Source organism: Streptomyces sp. NPDC056222 (assembly GCF_042264065.1).
GTDB lineage: Bacteria > Actinomycetota > Actinomycetes > Streptomycetales > Streptomycetaceae > Streptomyces.
Window position 1 is genome coordinate 24891 of the sequence record NZ_JBHJTL010000030.1, and the last position, 18850, is coordinate 43740.

Genomic DNA, 18850 nt, shown 5'->3' on the forward strand with positions numbered 1-18850 from the left:
CAGGTGGGTGAGGTGGTTCCGGTCGTACGGACAGTCACATCGCCGACGACCGCGTTCGCGCGAACGGAAAGGATGCGAACGCGAATTCGAGGAACGTCGGCCTGGCCGAAAAGTGGCCCATGGATTCGGCCGGGGCGCGTGCCCGCTTCCGATATCGGCTCCCATCTGCGGATTCCGGTCAAGGTTCGTTTCCGCCGAGTTCTTCGGTGTGTACGGTCCTGAACTCTCTTCCGCTCCAGCGTTTCCGGGGGCCCTGTCGGGTTCCGGCCACACATTATCGGCCGGTCGTGCGAAGGGTGATACCAGAGTGCGGCGCTCTACGGGTAAGTTTGCCAACTGCGCACCGCACATGAACGGTTGACGACTACAGTGTGTGCTTGGTGATCATCGGTAGGCTCATCACATCCACGTAGTGCACACCCCCGTAGTGACAGAGAAGTACACCGATTCCTGGGCACGTACCAAGGACACTCATGTCTCAACTTCGCGCACCCGCCGCGCGGTCCGAACGCCGCGAGGGCGGGCGGCACGGCCGGTCAGGCGCCCGTTCCGCTCCCGGCGCGGGGGCTCCCAACCCCGTGCAGAATTCCGTGCCGCCTCCGCCGGAGGCCCGTATACGCTCGCAACTCCTGCGCACCTCCGTGCTTCCGGCCGTCGCCGTGGCACTCGGTGGCGCAGCGGCCGTCATCTTCACCATCCGCTCCACCGGGGCCGGCCCCACCGCCGGCCTCTGGGCCGCGCTGACCGGAGCCGCCGCCCTCACGGTCGCCTCCGTGACCGCGGCCGCGCTCGGTGCGGACCGGGCGGCCAAGTCCGTGCTCGACCGCTGCAACGCCCTGCGCCGCTCCAGCGCCCGCGGCCAGAGCGAGCTGCGTGCGGTCGTCGAGCAGCTGCGTCGTGGCGACGGCCCCCCGTCCCGCCCGGCCGTCCCGCCGGCCGTGGCGTCGGGCGACGAGTTCGACCTGCTCGCCCAGGAGCTGACCCGCTCCCACGAGGCCGCCGTGGCCGCCGTGGTGCAGGCCTCCCGGCTCTCCAGCAGCGTCGGCAACGAGCAGAAGGTCGAGGTCTTCGTCAACCTCGCCCGCCGCCTCCAGTCCCTCGTCCACCGCGAGATCCAGCTCCTGGACGAGCTGGAGAACGAGGTCGAGGACCCCGAGCTGCTCAAGGGCCTGTTCCACGTCGACCACCTGGCGACCCGCATCCGCCGCCACGCGGAGAACCTCGCCGTGCTCGGCGGCGCCATCTCCCGCCGCCAGTGGTCGAATCCGGTCACCATGACCGAGGTCCTGCGCTCCTCCATCGCCGAGGTCGAGCAGTACCCGCGCGTGAAGCTCGTGCCGCCGATCGACGGTACGCTGCGGGGCCATGCCGTGGCCGACGTCATCCACCTGCTCGCCGAACTGGTCGAGAACGCGACGCTGTTCTCCGCCCCGCACACCACGGTGCTGCTGCGCGCCCAGTACGTCACGGCCGGCCTCGCCATCGAGGTCGAGGACCGCGGCCTGGGCATGCCGGTCACCGAGCAGAACAAGATGAACGCCCTGCTCGCAGACCCCGACCAGGTCAACGTCGCCCATCTGCTCCAGGACGGCCGCATCGGCCTCTTCGTCGTCTCCGCGCTCGCCCGCCGCCACGGCATCGCGGTCCGCCTCCAGACGAACATCTACGGTGGCATCCAGGCCGTCCTCGTGCTGCCGCAGGGCCTGCTCGGCGCCGACCCCGAGGGTCTCGCACGGGCCGAGAACCAGCCGGGAGCGATCCCCGCGAGCCGGCCCTCCCACGCGCCGCAGATGCCTCAGCAAGCCGCGGCTCCCTCGGTCCACGCTGCCCCCGCCGCCGCCCCGGTCCCGACCGGGACGCACGGCAACGGAACGCCCGCACCGGCACCCGTACACCCGCAGACGCCCGCGCCCGTCCACGCGTCCGCGCACACTCCCGTACGGACGCCTGCCCACGCGCCGGAGCCCGCGGCCGAACCGCCGCACCGGCCGCTGACGTACACCACCTCCGCACCGGCGATCCCGCTCCGGCAGCCGAACGCGGGCGCGCCCGTCCCGGCCGCCGCCCCGGCGCACGACGGAACTCCCCTCCCCGTACGGGGAGATCACGCCGGGCGTGCCAACCCCGGGACGATCCCCCCGGCCCCGCGCGCGGAAGCGCCCGGCCGACCTCTCCTCCCCAAGCGGCGCGCGCAGGAACACATCGTCCCGCAGTTGCGCGACGAGCCCGCCGCCCGCCCGCCCGAGGAGCACGCCTTGCACGACCCGGGTCTGATGGCCGCCTTCCAGCGCGGTATCGGACTCGCCGAATCCCAGCCCCCAGCCCATGAATCGCTGCGTCCCGGTGACGCGCACAAGGAGTAGATGCACCATGGCGAGCAATGTGCCGAACGGCCATTCCTCGGATCTCGACTGGCTGCTGAGCGGTCTGGTCCAGCGGGTCCCGTACACCCGCAACGCGGTACTGCTCTCCTCCGACGGCCTGGTCAAGTCGGTCCACGGCCTCGACACCGACGCCGCCGACCACATGGCCGCGCTGGCCTCCGGGCTGTACTCGCTCGGCCGCAGCGCCGGCGCCCGGTTCGGCGACGGCGGCGAAGTCCGGCAGGTGGTCGTCGAACTCGACTCCACCCTGCTGTTCGTCACCACCGCGGGCTCCGGCACGTGCCTGGCGGTGCTCGCCGGCCGCGAGGCGGACGCCGCCGTACTGGGCTACGAGATGGCGATGCTGGTCAAGAGCGTACGGCCGTATCTGGTCACCCCCGCCAGACAGGCGGCGGGCGCGGCGCACAGCGCAGGGCAGTGAGCGTGACGTCCTCCCAGGAGGGGCCCTGGCTCGACGACGCGGCAGGCAGGCTGATCCGCCCGTACACCGTGATCGGCGGCAGGACCCAGCCCACCACCGCGCTCGACCTCCTCTCCATGGTGATGGCGACGGGCACCACACCGCAGGCCCACATGGGTCCCGAGCACAGCCTGGCACTCGGGCTCTGCGACGGACCCACCTCGGTGGCCGAGATCGCGGCGCACTTACGGCTCCCCGCGGTCGTCACCAAGGTTCTGCTCTCCGATCTCGTGGACTGCGGGGCGCTGACCGCCCGGGCGCCCCGCTTCCACGCCAACCCAACCGACCGTTCCTTGCTGGAGGCAGTGCTCGATGGCCTACGACAACGGCTCTGAGCGCCACGAGAGTTCTGCGACCGACCCGTTCCCCACCGCGCTCAAGATCCTGGTGGCGGGTGGCTTCGGCGTGGGCAAGACCACCTTCGTGGGCGCGGTCAGCGAGATCGAACCGCTGAGCACCGAAGAGCTGCTGACCCAGGTCAGCGCGGCGACCGACAGCCTGGAGGGCGTGGAGTCCAAGACCACGACCACGGTCGCGATGGACTTCGGGCGCATCACGCTCGACAAGCGGAACGTGCTCTACCTGTTCGGCACTCCGGGCCAGGAACGCTTCTGGTTCATGTGGGACGAGCTCTCCGAGGGTGCGCTCGGGGCGGTCGTCCTCGCCGACACCCGACGCCTGCAGGACTGCTTCTCCGCCGTCGACTTCTTCGAACGGCGCGGCATCGGGTTCGTCGTGGCGGTCAACGAGTTCGACGGCGCGTATCGCTACGAGCCGGACGAGGTACGGGCGGCGCTCGACCTCAAGCCCGAGGTGCCGGTCGTGCTGTGCGACGCCCGGATCTCCAGCGCCGGCATCCGCACCCTCCTCACCCTCGTCCAGCATCTGCTCACCACCATCCCGGCCCCCGTGCCGAGCTACGGAGCACCGTCATGACCTACGATCCGACCGGTCATCTGCTGCTGACCCCCGTCGACCGGGAGGCGCCCGCCCGTGTGCGGCGCCTGCGCGAACTGGGCCTGGGGGAGCGGCCGGAGCCCGCGTTCGACGAGTTCGCCCACCGGCTCGCGGACGTGACCGGTGCCCCGTACTCGATGGTCAACTTCATCGACGAGAACCGGCAGTTCTTCGCCGGGCTGCACACGCCCGCCGGCACCCACTCCGGCAGCGACCTGGGCGCGGCGGCGGCCGGCGGTGACGTCGGCCGGTACATGGCCCGTGACCACGGCTACTGCCCGCACGTCGTGGTGCGCCGCAAGGCGCTCGTCCTGGAGGACGTCTGCGACTACCCGCGGTTCGCGGGGAACCCGGTGGTGGACGAGATCGGCATCCGTTCCTACATGGGCGCGCCGCTGATCGACCGTACGGGCACAGCGCTGGGCACGATCTGTGTCGTCGACACCGACGTACGGCGGTGGGGCCGGGCCGGTCTGGAGACGATCAAGACGCTGGCCGCGGAGCTGGTGGAGCAGATCCACCGCCGCGAGGACGGGCTGATCTGACCCCTCCGTGACCCGTCCGTGCAGGACGCACGGGTGCGCCCCGGGACGGCTTCGCCGCCGTGCCGGGGCGCACTTCTGCGCTCACGCGGTCAGGCGTGTACGGGTTCCAGCTTGAGCAGGTCCGAGAGCCGCTCGGACCAACTGCCCTTGTCCTGGCCGAGGGCGACCTCGGCCAGCCGCAGGAGCTGGATGTCGGAGGTGCCCGCCGGCGCGAAGATGTGGTGCGCGTCGCGGAGGTAGCGCTCGATCGGACGGTCCGTGAAGAGACCGGCGGCCGCGTGGATCTCCATCGCGTCGCGGCCGGAGTCGATCGCCGACTCGACGTTGACCAGCTTCGCGTTCATCAACTCGGCGTCGCAGGACAGCCCCTGATCGAGCAGATGCACCGCGTGGTACGCGGCGAGCCGGGCCGTCATCAGCCGGGACTGCATCTGACCCAGCTTCAGCTTGACCGTGGGCAGATGGTGCAGCGGCTTGCCGTAGCGGATGCGCTCCGCGCAGAACCGGGTGGTCTCCTCGAGGATCGCCTGGTGGATGCCGAGGGAGACAGCCGTGAGGTTGGCCCGGCCGTACAGCACGCTCGACGAGTACGCGACGGAGAGGCCGTCGCCCTCGTCGCCGAGCCTGCTGGACGCCGGGACCCGGCAGTTCTCGAAGACGAGCTCACCGAAGCTGAAACCGTGCAGCCCCATGGCCGGTTGCTGGGGGCCGAGCCGGAAACCCGGGCGGTCGGATTCGACGAGGAAGGCCGTGAGCCCCCTCGATCCGGGGCCGGTCCTGACGACCACCCCGTGCAGATCTCCGACGTGGCTGTTCCCGACGAAGACCTTGCTGCCGTTGAGGACGTAGTCGTCGCCGTCGCGGACCGCGCTCGCCGTCATACCGAGGACATGCCCGCCCGAGTCGGGCTCGGTGACCGCGATGGTCGGCAGGCACTCACCCGCGGCGATGGCCGGGAGCCAGGTCTTGCGCTGGTCGTCACTGCCGAAGTGGAGGATCTTCGCGGTGCCGAGCTGGGAGGCCTGAACCATGGCGCCCATCGCGCCGCTGACCCGGGAGAGTTCTTCGATGATGATGGTCTTGGCCAGGTGACCGGCGCCCATTCCGCCGTACTCCTGGCCGATTGTGGCGCCCAGCCAGCCCTGCTCGCAGATCAGCCGGGACAATTCGTGGTGCACGGTCCGGGAGGCTTCCATCTCGGCTATTCGAGGCCGGACCTCACTCTCCGCGAAGTTCCGGACCGTTTCCCTGAGCTGATGATGAAGTCGACTGCTGAAGTAGCTGTCCATACGAGTCCCTCCCCTGCGAAACGCCTGCTCGCTCGGTTGTTCGAGCAGGTGGTGCATCGGCAGTGGCCCCGTCCCGAACAGGCCGACACTCCATGGTGTTGATCTTTCTTGGGCGGATCAATATCGCCACGGAATTTGTCTGAAACCCGAGTGGTTGACGGTTGAACCTGTCTGTGTTTCGTGCGGACTTGGCCTGTTCGGGCAGGTCTCCGGGGCATTCCCTGTGGGCGCCTTTCTGCCACATGCCAAAGGCAAGAAATCAGTGGGCATATGGCAGCGAGGGGTACTTGGTCGCCCCATACGCCACCTCTTCACCACAGTGGCGGAATGCCGGAAGAATCGTCGATCCCAGCAGGAAGCGGAACCTCGGGGCGGGTGTGATCGAGCCCGTGGGCCGGGGCACGGTATCCGGTCGTGCAGGTGCGCGCGGAGGCATGGGAGCGCGTTACGAGGAGTGACCGGCGCGCGCTCCGGCGCGTGCGCCCAGGGGGTCGTCGAGAGGGGGTCGGTGTCAGTGGTGGGTCGTACCGTCGACGTATGGCCACTGCCGACGATGTACGCAGAATCGCGCTCTCGCTGCCCGGGGCGGTCGAGAAGCTCGCCTGGGGCATGCCCACCTTCCGCGCAGGACCGGGTGGAAAGATCTTCGCCTCGCTGGACGACGACGATCAGGTGATCGGCGTGAAATGCCCCCAGGAGGAGCGCGAGGAGCTCATCGCGTCCGAGCCCGCCAAGTTCTTCATCCGCGAGGGTCACGACGACGGCTACGCCTGGGTACGTGTCCGGATCGGCGCCCTTGACGACGAGCAGGAGCTGCACGCGATCCTCGCCGACTCCTGGCGTCAGGCGGCGCCGCGCAGACTCCTGGAGCAGCACCCGGAGGTGGGGGTGGAGTCGGAGGAGAGCTGAGCGGCGCGCGGGCTCCAGGGGTCACCCGCCCAGGAAGGACGTGATGCGGCCGCGCAGACCGGTCGGGTCGAGGCCCTGGCCGACCAGGTGCTCGTCGATGCTGCCGTACGTGCGCAGCTCCCTCCGGGAGACTCCGAGGCCGAGGACGCGGTGGGGGAGCGCGGCGAGGGCGTCGTTGGCCGCCGCCGTCGACGTACCGGCGAGGTAGGGCTCGACCAGGACGACGTCCGGGCGGGCGCCGTCGACAGCCCGGTGCAGGGCCGGGCCGTCGAAGGGGCGGATCGTGGTGGCGTATAGAACGGTCACGTCGATGCCCTCGGTGGCGGCGAGGACGTTGTCCAGCATGGGCCCGACCGCGACGACCACCCCGTCCCGCCCTTCGCGGACGGTGGCGAAGCCGGGGGAGACGGGGTGCGGGGAGGCGTTGGACTGGAGCGAGAGCCGGACGTAGACGAGCTCGTCGCCCGCGACGGCCCGTCGCAGCAGCGTCTCCGCCTCGTCGGGGTGGCCGGGGACGTGGACCGTCCAGCCGTCGAGGGTGTCGAGCAGCGCCACGTCGCCTGGCGACATGTGCGTGAAGCCGCCCGCGGGCCAGTCGTACGACGCCCCGGCGCTGACCAGGACCCCGCTCACTCCCTGATGCCCGAAGTCCAGCTTCAGCTGCTCGAAGGGGCGCTCGACCAGGAAGCTCGCGAAGGTGTGCATGATCGGGCGCATCCCCGTGAGCGCGAGCCCACCGCCCGCGCCGATCAGCAGCTGCTCCCGGATGCCGACGTTGATCACCCGGTCCGGGTGGCGTCGCTCGGCCTGCTGGAATCCGTCCCGGCTGATCTCGGCGAGGACGAGCGCGAGGCGAGGGTCGTCGTCGAGCAGGCGCCCGGTGGTCGCGATGAAGCGGTCTCGCATGGTGTCCATGGGGGGTCTCCTTGAAGGGGATCAGGCGTTCTTGGGCTCGACGCGGGCGACGACCGCGCGCGGGCGGCCCGGGTGCGGGGCGGTGAAGGCGGCGTACAGCGCCTCGTGATCGCGTCCGTCGACGGTCTCGGCGGACCATCCGGCGGCCGCGAAGCGCGAGGCGATCCCACCGGGCCAGCCGTAGGTCGCGGAGCTGTTGTCGATGACGAGCGTGTGCAGCTGCTCGAGGCCGGCGGGCCCCGCGTAGGCGATGGCCTCGTGGTTGCTGCCCTCGTCGAGCTCGGCGTCCCCGATGAGCACCCACACCCGAGGCTCGGCGAGCCCCTGTGCGCGCAGCCCGAGCGCGCTCCCGACGGCGATCGGCAGCCCGTGCCCCAGGGACCCGCTGCCGATCTCGGCGCCGGGCACGAGCGTCCGGTCGGGGTGGTGCCCGAGCGGCGAGTCGTACGAGCCGAAGCCGGTGAGCAGCTCCTCGGGGAAGAAGCCCTTGGCGGCGAGGACGGCGTAGTACGCCATGGGCCCGTGCCCCTTCGACAGCAGGAAGCGGTCGCGCCCCGGATCCGCGACGGTCTCGGGCGACACGCGGAGCACCCGGTCGTACAGGACCCAGAGGGCGTCGAGGGTGGACGTGGCGGCGGGGGAGTGCTTCTCGTCGCCGGTCATCAGCGCCATGAGGGCGTGCAGCCGGTCGATGTCGGTGATCGTCATGCCACTCACCGTGCAACCTCAAGCGAGGTCGAGGTCAAGCGCGCAAAGGGGTTCGTGACCACGCGGGGAAGTGCGGTATTGTTCTCATGCGCGTTCGGCCGGGGGGAAATCCCAGGTCAGACGGGCATCGGGACGTGGCGCAGCTTGGTAGCGCACTTGACTGGGGGTCAAGGGGTCGCAGGTTCAAATCCTGTCGTCCCGACTTTTCGAAGTCGCAGATCAAGGGGCCGTTTCAGAGCAATCTGAAACGGCCCCTTGATCGTTTTCGGTGATCGGTCGAGGGTCAACTCGGTCCGGCCGGTTCGGCCGGCGACCGCGATCGCCGGTGGCGGGACAGCTGCCCGGAGCCTGGTCGGGCCGGCGCGGCCGATCGAGGTGTACCGCGCCGATCGGGCCACCTCCGTGCCGGGCCTACGGCGCGTCCGTGCCCGCTGGTGCGTCGGCGCCCGCGGTCAGCCAGGTGCCGATTCCCGGGAGCGCGTCCGGTCCGCTGTCGCCCTCCACCGACGCGACGAGATCGGCGATGGTGGTCCCCGCGAGCGAAGCCCTCCACGCGGCTTCCGCGGCTCCCATCGCCCGGGCGATGGCGCAGGGCCTCGTGCACTTCTCCGGTGGGGTCGCCATCGGTCCGCGTCGGCGGATCTCGGTGCAGACGAACGCCGGATCGGGCCCGTCGACGGCCTGCACGACATCGAGCAGCGTGATCTCGGCGGCCTGCCTGGTCAGCACGTATCCGCCGGTCTTGCCCTGGACGGACCGCACCAGCCCCGCCCGCGACAGTGCCTGCATCTGCTTGGCGAGGTAACTCGGCGAGACGTCGTGCAGCTCCGCCAGCCGGGCCGCCGGGACCGGCCGGCTCGCTGCCGTCAGGACCACGCAGCAGTGGAGCGCCCACTCCACGCCACCGGACAGTTTCATGTCGCCTCCCCGTTTGACTCGGATACAGGCTATCCGAGTATTATCTCGGACATCGGGTATCCGAGTTTGCGTCCCGGGGCCGTGACGGCCCACGAAGGAAGGCACACCATGAAGATCACCGTCATCGGCGGCACCGGCCTCATCGGCTCGCAGGTCGTGGCCATGCTCCAGAAGGCCGGCCACGACGTGGTCCCGGCATCCCCGTCCACGGGGGTCGACCTGCTCACCGGCGCCGGTCTGGACGAGGCGCTCGCCGGCGCCCACACGGTCGTCAACGTGACCAACTCCCCGACCTTCGACGACCGCTCCGCCGACTTCTTCCGCACCACCGTCGGCACCCTGCTCCGTGCGGGCGAACGGGCCGGAGTCCGCCACCAGGTCGCCCTCTCGATCGTCGGCGTGGACGAGGTCCCCGAACTGGACTACTACCGCGCGAAGGTGCTCCAGGAGGACCTGCTCCGCGACGGAACCACCCCCTACTCGATCGTCCGCGCCACCCAGTTCTTCGAGTTCATGGACGCCGTCATCTCCTGGACCTCCGCCGACGACGTCGTCCGCCTCCCCGCCACCCCGCTGCAGCCCATCGCGTCGGCGGACGTGGCCGCGGCCCTCGCCGACGTCGCCACCGCGGCGCCGCTCGACGGGACGCTCGACGTCGCAGGACCCGACGTCCTCGCACTGGACGAGATCGGTCGGATCACCCTGGCCGCACGTGGTGACGGCCGCCGCGTCGTCACCGACGACCGGGCGGGCATGTTCGCCGCCGTCCATGGTGATGTCCTGACCGCCGGCCCCGGTGCCCGCCGGGCGCCCACCCACTACCGCGACTGGCTGAGCAGCACCCTCGCCGGCTGATCGGGGTCGGCACCTGGCGCGGGACGGAACGTCGGCAGGCCGACTCCGTCCCGCATTTCTCCGGCGTCGCCCGCCCGGCCCGCCGCTGGTGGCCGTGGTGTGAACGAGGCGGCATCATCGGGGAGGACGCGACCGTCGTCCGTCGATGCCGACCTCCCGCCGCTCGGGCCGAGCCCGGAGGCGGAACGAAGGAGTGCTGCACCATGCGCATCCTCATGGTGGGGGCCGGAGGCGTGGGCACCGCGATCACCAGGATCGCGGCCCGCCGTTCCTTCTTCGCGCACATGGTCGTCGCCGACTACGACCCGGCGCGGGCGGAGTCGGCCGTCGCCGCCCTCGGGGCGGACGAGTCGAGATTCACCGCGGCGCGGCTCGATGCCTCGGACCCGGCCGCGGTGCGGGCGGCCCTCGTCGAGCACCGTTGCGACGTCCTGCTCAACGCCACCGATCCCCGGTTCGTCATGCCCCTCTTCGAGGCCGCGCTCGCCGAGCGCGCCCACTACCTCGACATGGCCATGTCCCTGTCCCGGCCGCACCCGTCGCGCCCGTACGAGGAGTGCGGCGTGAAGTTGGGCGACGAGCAGTTCGCCCGGACGGCCGAGTGGGAGGCGGCGGACCGGCTCGCTCTCGTGGGCATGGGCGTGGAACCGGGGCTCGCGGACGTCTTCGCCCGCTACGCCTCCGACGCGCTCTTCGACGACATCGAGGAGATCGGCATCCGCGACGGCGCCGATCTGGTCGTCGACGGATACGACTTCGCCCCGTCCTTCAGTATCTGGACGACGATCGAGGAGTGCCTGAACCCGCCCGTCGTCTACGAGGAGGGGCGCGGCTGGTTCACCACGGCGCCCTTCAGCGAGCCGGAGGTCTTCGACTTCCCCGAGGGCATCGGGCCGGTGGAGTGCGTGAACGTCGAACACGAAGAGGTGCTCCTGGTCCCCCGGTGGCTGAAGGCCCGACGAGTCACCTTCAAGTACGGACTCGGCGACGAGTTCATCGGCGTCCTGCGCACCCTCCACAAGCTCGGGCTCGACCGTACGGATCCGGTGAGCGTGGAGGGAACCGCGGGCAGGGTCGAGGTCTCGCCGCGGAACGTCGTCGCCGCCTGTCTGCCCGACCCGGCGACCCTCGGCGACCGGATGCACGGCAAGACGTGCGCGGGCACCTGGGTGAAGGGGACCAAGGACGGCCGGCCCCGGGAGGTGTACCTGTACCACGTGGTCGACAACCAGTGGTCGATGCGCGAGTACGGTTCCCAGGCCGTCGTGTGGCAGACCGCGATCAACCCCGTGATCGCTCTCGAGCTCGTCGCGAACGGGGCCTGGCAGGGCCGTGGCGTGCTCGGCCCCGAGGCGATGCCGCCACAACCCTTCCTCGACCTGCTCACGGAGTACCAGGCGCCATGGGGCATGCGCGAGCAGTGAGGCGCCCGGCGATACCGGCCGCCACTTCCTGCACATGCAGGAGGGGTCGAGCCTCCCTACGATGAAGGCGTAGGTCCCGCTGTTCTGTCTGGCGCGTCGGGAGCGAGGGAACATGACCGCCGAGGATGCCGCGCCCGCCGGGCGACAAGTGGGTCTGAAGCCCAACGCGATCGGATTCGTCGATGCGCTCGTCATCGGGCTCAACTCGACATCCCCCGCGTACTCGCTCGCAGCCGTCATCGGCCCGATCGTCGCCCTGGTCGGTATCTACGCGCCGGGCGTGATGTTCGCGTCCTTCGTGCCGATGCTGCTGATCGCATCGGCGTTCTACTACCTGAACAAGGTCGACCAGGACTGCGGTACGACCTTCTCCTGGGTCACGCGTGCCATGGGCCCCTGGGCCGGCTGGCTCGGCGGCTGGGCCATCGCGATGACCGGAGTCCTCGTCGTCGGCTCGCTCGCCGACGTGGCCGTGAGCTTCGCCCTGCTCGCCTTCGGCCTCGACAGCTGGGTGGACAACACCTTCGTACGCCAACTGCTCACCGTGCTGCTCATCCTGGTGATGACGGCCGTGTGCGTCATCGGCACCGAGCTGTCGGCCAAGGTGCAGAACGTCCTCATCCTGGCCCAGGTCGCCTGTCTGCTGATCTTCGTGGTCGTCGCGCTCTACAGCGTCTACGCCGGCACGAGCAAGTACCCATCGGTCGATCCCGAATTCAGCTGGCTGAACCCCTTCGGCGCCGGCGGCGCGGCGCTCACCGGCGGGCTGTTGCTCGGCGTCTTCATCTACTGGGGCTGGGAATCGGCGGTCAATCTCACCGAAGAGGTCGAGGACTCCGCGACCGCGCCCGGAAAGGCGGGGCTCTGGTCGACCGTCGTCCTGCTGGTGACCTACGTGTCTGTGGGATTCGCGGTCGTCGCCTACGCCGGTCCGACGTTCCTGGCCGAGAACGCCGGCGAGGAGGAGTTCATCTTCGCCCAGCTCGCCGGGGACGTCCTGGGCGGCTGGGACTGGGTCCTGCTCCTCGCCGTCTCCACCTCCGCCATCGCCTCCACCCAGACGACGATCATCCCGGCCTCGCGCACCGCCCTGTCCATGGCGCGTCGCCGGGCGCTGCCCGCGCACTACAGTCACATCAGCCCGCGGTTCCGCACCCCCGACGTCAGTACGTGGTGGGTCGCGGGTATCGCCATCGCCTGGTATCTCGTGGTGAGCCAGATCAGCGAGAACGCCCTCTACGACTCGCTGACCGCGCTGTCGCTGCTGATCTCCTTCTACTACGCGCTCACGGGCCTGGCCTGCGCGGTCTACTACCGCCGCCATCTCTTCGAGAGCGTCCACAACTTCCTGCTGATCGGCGTGGGCCCGCTGGTCGGCGCCGGGCTGCTGACCTGGCTGCTCGTGCGATCCGTCTCCGACATGTCGGACCCGGAGAACTCCTACAGCGGCACCTCGTGGTTCGGACTCGGCCCGCCGCTCGTCATCGGTATCGGTATCGCCGTCACCGGTGTGGTCATCATGTTCGTATGGCGCCTGCGGGCCCCGGCGTACTGGCAGGAGCGCCCGAGCGTGGTCGACCCCGACCTGGTCCACGGCCACGGCCACGGCAAGGAGTCCTGAGATGTCGGTCGTACTGGGCTACGACGAATCCCCCGGAGCCGCCCGCGCGTTGCGCATCGCGGTCGAGGTGGCCGCCGCCTTCGGCGAGCGACTCGTCCTGGTCTACGGCGCCGCGGCCCCCGGCCCCACGGGCGAGGAGTACGCGTCGCACCACGAGGCCATCCGCCAGGCCGGCCGCACCGGCCTGGAGCACGCGGTCACGGAGGCCGACCGGGTGGGCGTGCCGACCATCGTCGAAGTGATCGACGAGAAGCCGGCCCAGGCTCTGATCGACGCGGCGAACCGCCATTCCGCACGCGTCATCGTGGTCGGCAGCTGGGGCGAAAGCCCGATGCGAGGCGCCCTCCTGGGCTCGACCCCCCACAAGCTCCTCCACATGTCCACGGTCCCCGTCCTCTGCGTCCCTCCGGAGGAATGAGCGCTTCGGAACGCCGCGGGGCGGATGTGCTCTCGGCCAGGGGGTCCGGATGTCGTCGTTCGGCCCCGTAAACACCCGGCCGAGCAAGATCACTGTTTTGAGGTAATACCCGAGGCCGCATGGGGCGAGCCGGGCGTACCGGGCGTTACTGTTCCCCGGGATCTGGACGGATTCCCAGAGGTTCGTCCCCCTTTCTTCCTCTTCGTGGTCGGCGCGTGTTCGCCGACCATCACCCTTGCCAAGGAGAGCTCGCCCGATGACCGTTGAGACCAGGGCGGAAGCGCAACCGGAGCCGACTCGGCAGTCCCTCAGCACCACGGCTGCCCGTAACCTCGCCACCACCACCAAGTCCGCCCCGCAGATGCAGGAGATCACCTCCCGCTGGCTGCTGCGGATGCTCCCCTGGGTGGAGACCAAGGGTGGCGCCTATCGAGTGAACCGGCGGCTGAGCTACACCGTCGGCGACGGGCGCATCGACTTCGTCCAGGACGGCGCCGACGTCCGGGTGATCCCCCGGGAACTCGGCGAACTGGCCATGCTGCGCGGGTTCGACGACCTGGAGGTGCTCACCGCGCTCGCCGACCGGTGCGCCCAGCGCGACTTCCGCGCCGGTGAGGTACTGGTCGAGCGCGGTGCCCCGGCCGAACAGATCCATCTGATCGCCCACGGGCGGGTCAACCAGATCTCCGCCGGCAAGTACGGCGACGAGGTCGCCGTCGCCGTGCTCGCCGACGGCGACCGGTTCGGTGACCACGCCCTCCTGGACGGCCAGGGCACGTGGGACTTCACCGCCACCGCGGAGACCGCCGGCACCCTGCTCACCCTGACCCGCGCCGACTTCGACGCCGTGATGTCCACCGCGCCGAGCCTCCACGCCCACATCCAGCGGTTCAACTCGCTGCCCCATCAGCGGCAGAACCGTCACGGCGAGGCCGAGATCGCGATGTCGGCCGGCCATGTGGGCGAAGTCGCGCTGCCCGGTGCCTTCGTCGACTACGAACTCAAGCCGCGCGAGTACGAACTCTCCGTCGCCCAGACGGTCCTCAAGGTCCACACGAGGGTCGCCGACCTCTACAACGGGCCGATGAACCAGACCGAGGAGCAGCTCCGGCTGACCATCGAGGCGCTGCGCGAGCGCCAGGAGCACGAGCTCATCAACAACCGGGAGTTCGGCCTGCTCCACAACGCCGACTTCAAGCAGCGGATCCAGCCCCACTCCGGCCCGCCCACCCCGGACGACCTCGACGAGCTGCTCTGCCGCCGGCGCGGCACCAAGCTCTTCCTCGCCCACCCCCGGACCATCGCGGCGATCGGGCGCGAGCTCAACGCCCGCGGGATCTACCCGGACAACGTAGACCTCGACGGGCAGCAGGTCCTGGCCTGGCGCGGCGTCCCGATCCTGCCCTGCAACAAGATCCCCATCAGCAGGGAGAACACCAGCTCGATCCTCGCCATGCGAACCGGCGAGGACAACCAGGGCGTGATCGGCCTGCGCCAGACAGGGCTTCCGGAGGAGTACGAACCGGGCCTGTCGGTGCGCTTCATGGGCATCGACGAGCGGTCGATCATCTCCTACCTGGTCACCACCTATTACTCCGCCGCCATCCTCGTGCCCAACGCACTCGGCGTGCTGGAGAACGTGCAGATCGCCCGCAGGCACGACTAGAGCACCCGTCCCAGGCCGCGACGGCCCGGACCAGGACCGGGGCAGGGCGAGCAGCCCGGGCTCCGGGCACCCCCACCCACCTCACCAAGGAGCTACGGATGCCCGATCCGGGGCTTTCCCCTCTGCAGTCGGGCCTGCCTGCCGCCGCGACCGGCTTCGGGGCCCACGTCATCGACCACGCCCACACCTTGGCCACCGGTCTCGAAGCCGCCGTCGCAGCCGAAGGCGCAGCGGAGCCCGTCGGCGTCACCGACACCCCGCCCGCGCCGGCGACACCCGACCTGGAACGGATCCTGCGCGGTCCCACCGGTCTGGGCACCTCGAGCCTGTACCTGGGGCGGCGCGAAGAGCCTGCGGCCCCGCCGGCGCCCGAGGCCCCGGTGGAGGGCACACCGATCCCTGGCCTCTACCACCACCCGATCCCGGAGCCCGACCCGGTGCGTGTGGAGGAGGTCAGCCGCAGGATCAAGGCCTGGGCGCTGGACGAGGTCGACCTCTACCCCGAGGACTGGGAAGGCGAGTTCGACGGCTTCTCCGTCGGTCGCTACATGGTCGCCTGTCATCCCGACGCCCCGACCGTCGACCATCTGATGATCGCCACCCGGCTGATGGTCGCCGAGAACGCGGTCGACGACTGCTACTGCGAGGACCACGGCGGCTCGCCCATCGGCCTCGGCGGGCGCCTTCTGCTCGCGCACACCGCCCTCGACCCCCTGCACACGACGAAGGAGTACCAGCCGCAGTGGGAGGAGTCGCTCCACGCGGACGCCCCTCGGCGCGCCTACCGCTCCGCCATGGAGTACTTCGTCCAGCAGTCCACCCCCTCCCAGGCGGACCGGTTCCGGCACGACATGGCCCGGCTGCACATGGGATACCTCGCCGAAGGCGCCTGGGCCCAGACGGACCACGTCCCCGAGGTGTGGGAGTACCTGGCGATGCGGCAGTTCAACAACTTCCGCCCCTGCCCCACCATCACGGACACCGTCGGCGGCTACGAACTGCCCGCGGACCTCCACGCCCAGCCGGCGATGCAGCGCGTCCTCGCGCTCGCCGGCAACGCCACCACCATCGTCAACGACCTGTATTCGTACACCAAGGAACTCGCCAGCCCCGGCCGGCACCTGAACCTGCCCGTGGTGCTCGCCGAACGCGAGGAGCTCTCGGAGCGGGAGGCGTACCTCAAGGCGGTCGAGGTCCACAACGACCTCATGCACGACTTCGAAGCCGAAGCCGCCGCCCTGGCCGCCGCCTGTCCCGTCCCGAGCGTGCTGCGCTTCCTGCGGGGAGTCGCCGTGTGGGTCGACGGCAACCACCACTGGCACCAGACCAACACCTATCGATACAGCCTGCCCGATTTCTGGTAAGAACGGAATCATCTGTGACCAGCACCGAGTTCACCACCGTCAACGGCACCTCCGCGTTCGTCCCGGGACCGGCCACGCCCTATCAGAGTGACATCGCCCGTTACTGGAACAACGAGGCCAGGCCGGTGAACCTGCGTCTCGGCGATGTCGACGGTCTTTACCACCACCACTACGGCATCGGCGACATCGACCACACCGCCCTCGGGGACGTCGAGGACAGCGCGTACGAGAAGAAGCTGATCGCCGAGCTCCACCGCCTGGAGTCGGCGCAGGCCGAGGTCCTCCTGGACAACCTCGGCTCCATCGGGAGCGACGACACGCTCGTCGACGCCGGATGCGGCCGCGGCGGTTCGATGGTCATGGCGCATCAGCGATTCGGATGCAAGGTCGAGGGCGTCACGCTGTCGGCCAAGCAGGCCGAGTTCGCCAACCGGCGCGCCGAGGAGCTCGGGATCGGGGACCATGTCCACGCCCGTGTGTGCAACATGCTCGACACGCCCTTCGAGACCGGCCAGGCCGCCGCCTCGTGGAACAACGAGTCGAGCATGTACGTCGACCTGAACGACCTCTTCGCCGAGCACTCCCGCGTCCTCGAGGTCGGCGGCCGCTATGTGACCATCACCGGCTGCTGGAACCCGCGTTACGGCCAGCCCTCGAAGTGGGTCTCCCAGATCAACGCGCACTTCGAGTGCAACATCCACTCCCGCCGTGAGTACCTGCGCGCCATGGCCGACAACCGTCTCGTACCGCAGGCCGTCATCGACCTGACGCCCGCGACGCTCCCGTACTGGGAGCTGCGCGCCACGTCCTCCCTGGTCACCGGCATCGAGGAGGCGTTCATCAACTCCTACAAGGACGGCTCGTTCCAGTACGTCCTGATCGCGGCCGACCGCGTCTGACCGAGCGCCGCACAGCTGACCGAAGGGGTCGGGTCCGTCACGGGCCCGACCCCTTCGGCACAGCCGGAGCCCCATGCCGGAGCACGAGCCCGATGCCGAACCGGGAGCCCGCGGCCGAGGCGGCCTGTCGCCCCCCGCGCCCGCTCCCCTACAGTGCGTGACGACCCGCAGTCGCCGAACAGGAGCAGACCCGTGGCCACCCCCGCCCGCCCGTCCTCCCTTCCGAGCCCGTCTCCCTCGGCCCGGCGGGTTCCCGAACTGGATCCCGCCCTTGTCGCGAAGTGGCAGGCCGGCGGAGGGGAGCTCGTCGACCTCCTCACCGAGGCGCGTGAACGCCTCGGCGGTGTCGCCGCGTTCCGGCTCGGCCCGCGTCCGACCGTCCTGGTCACCGCACCCGATGCCGTGCAGCACGTGCTCGCGCTCCGGCCCGACCGGTACGTGAAGCGCTCGCACCGCGCCCGACTGCTCATCGGCGACGGCATCCTGGCCGCGACGGGCGAGGCGTGGCAGCGACAACGACGGTTGCTGCAGTCCCAGTTCACCGGCCGGGGAATGCGCCGCTACGAGCAGCGGATCGCCGGGGCCGCCCGGACCGCCGCGGCGCGCTGGGACGCGTACGCCCGCACCGGGCAGGTCCTCGACGTCGGCGAAGAGATGCGTCGCTTCGCCCTGGACACCATCTGGCGGTCCCTGACCGGCCATCCGCTCGATGCCGACACGGAGCGCGAACTGGCCGCCGTACCCGCCGTGGTGACCGCACTGCCCAGCCTCCCCGCCGACACCGTCGCAGCTCAGGGCGCCGTCGCCGACGAGCTCGCGAGAATCGACGCCGTGGCGAGCCGCGCCATCGCCGCCGCCCGCGACGGCGAGGCCGGACCCGACGGCCCCGGCCTGCTGCACATCCTCGTCGAGGCGGCCGGAACACGCCCCGAGTACACCGACCGGCTGATCCGCGACGAACTGGTCACCCTCCTCGTCGCCGGTCACGAGACCACCGCCACCACCCTGACCTGGCTCTACCTCCTGCTCGACCGAAACCCCCGCTCACGGGAGCAGGCCCTCGCCGCGGGTGACGACGGTTCACCCGAACGGCGGCAGGCTGTCCAGGCACTCGTCAGCGAGACGCTGCGCCTCTACCCGTCCGCCTGGATGCTGCCGCGCTGCGCGGCGGAGGACGACCTCCTCGCCGGATACGAGATCGACGCCGGCACCGACGTACTCGTCTGCCCCTACCTGACGCACCGGGACCCCGGACTCTGGGAGGACCCCGAGCTGTTCGACCCGACGCGCTTCATCGCCCCCGGCCGGCGCCCCGACGGCCCGGGGAGCTACCTCCCGTTCGGCATCGGCCCCCGGGCCTGCCTGGGTCTGCAGTTCGCCCTCCGCGAGTCCACCGTCCTCCTCGAACACCTGCTGCCCGCCCACACCCCGCGGTTCCGGTCGACGCCTACCAGGACGGCCTACGGCGTCACCGTACGCCCGGACGGCCCCACGCCCGCGACGGTGAGTGGCTAGAAA

At 70.3% G+C, this 18850-nt stretch carries 18 protein-coding genes and 1 tRNA gene; 15 read left to right on the forward strand and 4 right to left on the reverse strand.

Translation table 11 applies throughout. From position 1 onward, the window contains the following. Nucleotides 1-473 precede the first annotated feature (473 nt). Genes ACFC0D_RS16620 through ACFC0D_RS16640 form a run of 5 tightly spaced genes read left to right on the forward strand, consistent with a single transcriptional unit; the run spans nucleotide 474 to nucleotide 4346 of the window. Nucleotides 474-2363 (forward strand): ATP-binding protein, encoded by a 1890-nt coding sequence (locus tag ACFC0D_RS16620; RefSeq protein ID WP_376435738.1) that lies wholly within the window; start codon nucleotides 474-476, stop codon nucleotides 2361-2363. Between the two features lie 7 nt (nucleotides 2364-2370). After that, a complete protein-coding gene (locus ACFC0D_RS16625; RefSeq protein WP_376435741.1) occupies nucleotides 2371-2805 on the forward strand; it encodes a roadblock/LC7 domain-containing protein in 435 nt (144 codons plus the stop codon). Further along, nucleotides 2802-3179 carry a DUF742 domain-containing protein gene (locus ACFC0D_RS16630; protein ID WP_376435744.1) on the forward strand — a complete coding sequence of 126 codons (378 nt, stop codon included), beginning with the start codon at nucleotides 2802-2804 and terminating at the stop codon, nucleotides 3177-3179. The genes ACFC0D_RS16625 and ACFC0D_RS16630 overlap by 4 nt, the downstream gene beginning before the upstream one ends. After that, the gene (locus ACFC0D_RS16635) at nucleotides 3157-3780 is read left to right on the forward strand and encodes an ATP/GTP-binding protein (protein WP_376435747.1); all 624 of its coding nucleotides are present in this window, start codon (nucleotides 3157-3159) and stop codon (nucleotides 3778-3780) included. The genes ACFC0D_RS16630 and ACFC0D_RS16635 overlap by 23 nt, the downstream gene beginning before the upstream one ends. Further along, nucleotides 3777-4346, forward strand: coding sequence for a GAF domain-containing protein (locus tag ACFC0D_RS16640; protein ID WP_376435750.1), 570 nt, complete (start codon nucleotides 3777-3779; stop codon nucleotides 4344-4346). The genes ACFC0D_RS16635 and ACFC0D_RS16640 overlap by 4 nt, the downstream gene beginning before the upstream one ends. 89 nt (nucleotides 4347-4435) lie before the next feature. Here the strand turns inward: ACFC0D_RS16640 and ACFC0D_RS16645 are convergent, their stop codons facing one another. Continuing rightward, nucleotides 4436-5635 carry an acyl-CoA dehydrogenase family protein gene (locus tag ACFC0D_RS16645; RefSeq protein WP_376435753.1) on the reverse strand — a complete coding sequence of 400 codons (1200 nt, stop codon included), beginning with the start codon at nucleotides 5633-5635 and terminating at the stop codon, nucleotides 4436-4438. 537 nt (nucleotides 5636-6172) lie between these two features. On the opposite strand from ACFC0D_RS16645, the gene ACFC0D_RS16650 reads away from it, so the two are divergent. Further along, nucleotides 6173-6544: an MmcQ/YjbR family DNA-binding protein gene (locus tag ACFC0D_RS16650; protein WP_376435756.1), complete on the forward strand. Its 372-nt coding sequence runs from the start codon at nucleotides 6173-6175 to the stop codon at nucleotides 6542-6544. Between the two features lie 21 nt (nucleotides 6545-6565). On the opposite strand, the gene ACFC0D_RS16655 is transcribed toward ACFC0D_RS16650, so the two are convergent. Beyond that, nucleotides 6566-7459: a transketolase family protein gene (locus ACFC0D_RS16655; protein ID WP_376435759.1), complete on the reverse strand. Its 894-nt coding sequence runs from the start codon at nucleotides 7457-7459 to the stop codon at nucleotides 6566-6568. Between the two features lie 21 nt (nucleotides 7460-7480). Then, on the reverse strand, nucleotides 7481-8167 hold the full coding sequence (locus tag ACFC0D_RS16660; protein ID WP_376435762.1) for a transketolase: 687 nt from the start codon (nucleotides 8165-8167) through the stop codon (nucleotides 7481-7483). Between the two features lie 128 nt (nucleotides 8168-8295). Here ACFC0D_RS16660 and ACFC0D_RS16665 point away from each other — a divergent pair. Further along, nucleotides 8296-8369 (forward strand) — tRNA-Pro (locus ACFC0D_RS16665). 209 nt (nucleotides 8370-8578) lie between these two features. On the opposite strand, the gene ACFC0D_RS16670 is transcribed toward ACFC0D_RS16665, so the two are convergent. Further along, nucleotides 8579-9085 (reverse strand): RrF2 family transcriptional regulator, encoded by a 507-nt coding sequence (locus ACFC0D_RS16670; protein ID WP_376435765.1) that lies wholly within the window; start codon nucleotides 9083-9085, stop codon nucleotides 8579-8581. 108 nt (nucleotides 9086-9193) lie between these two features. On the opposite strand from ACFC0D_RS16670, the gene ACFC0D_RS16675 reads away from it, so the two are divergent. The 8 genes from ACFC0D_RS16675 (at nucleotide 9194) to ACFC0D_RS16710 (ending at nucleotide 18847) form a co-directional block, all read left to right on the forward strand. After that, a complete protein-coding gene (locus ACFC0D_RS16675; RefSeq protein WP_376435768.1) occupies nucleotides 9194-9940 on the forward strand; it encodes an SDR family oxidoreductase in 747 nt (248 codons plus the stop codon). A gap of 203 nt (nucleotides 9941-10143) precedes the next feature. Next, nucleotides 10144-11364, forward strand: a complete 1221-nt coding sequence (locus ACFC0D_RS16680; protein ID WP_376435771.1) for a saccharopine dehydrogenase C-terminal domain-containing protein — start codon at nucleotides 10144-10146, stop codon at nucleotides 11362-11364. A gap of 112 nt (nucleotides 11365-11476) precedes the next feature. Then, nucleotides 11477-12985 (forward strand): APC family permease, encoded by a 1509-nt coding sequence (locus ACFC0D_RS16685; protein WP_376435774.1) that lies wholly within the window; start codon nucleotides 11477-11479, stop codon nucleotides 12983-12985. Nucleotide 12986: 1 nt separating this feature from the next. Next, a complete protein-coding gene (locus ACFC0D_RS16690; RefSeq protein WP_376435777.1) occupies nucleotides 12987-13403 on the forward strand; it encodes a universal stress protein in 417 nt (138 codons plus the stop codon). Between the two features lie 256 nt (nucleotides 13404-13659). Next, nucleotides 13660-15069 (forward strand): family 2B encapsulin nanocompartment shell protein, encoded by a 1410-nt coding sequence (locus ACFC0D_RS16695; RefSeq protein WP_376435780.1) that lies wholly within the window; start codon nucleotides 13660-13662, stop codon nucleotides 15067-15069. A 98-nt stretch (nucleotides 15070-15167) separates the two neighbouring features. Beyond that, nucleotides 15168-16433 carry a family 2 encapsulin nanocompartment cargo protein terpene cyclase gene (locus ACFC0D_RS16700; protein WP_376435783.1) on the forward strand — a complete coding sequence of 422 codons (1266 nt, stop codon included), beginning with the start codon at nucleotides 15168-15170 and terminating at the stop codon, nucleotides 16431-16433. Nucleotides 16434-16447: 14 nt separating this feature from the next. Then, a complete protein-coding gene (locus ACFC0D_RS16705) occupies nucleotides 16448-17332 on the forward strand; it encodes a geranyl diphosphate 2-C-methyltransferase (protein ID WP_376435786.1) in 885 nt (294 codons plus the stop codon). 192 nt (nucleotides 17333-17524) lie between these two features. After that, complete coding sequence (locus tag ACFC0D_RS16710; protein ID WP_376435789.1) at nucleotides 17525-18847, forward strand: cytochrome P450; 1323 nt, start codon at nucleotides 17525-17527, stop codon at nucleotides 18845-18847. Nucleotides 18848-18850 lie beyond the last annotated feature (3 nt).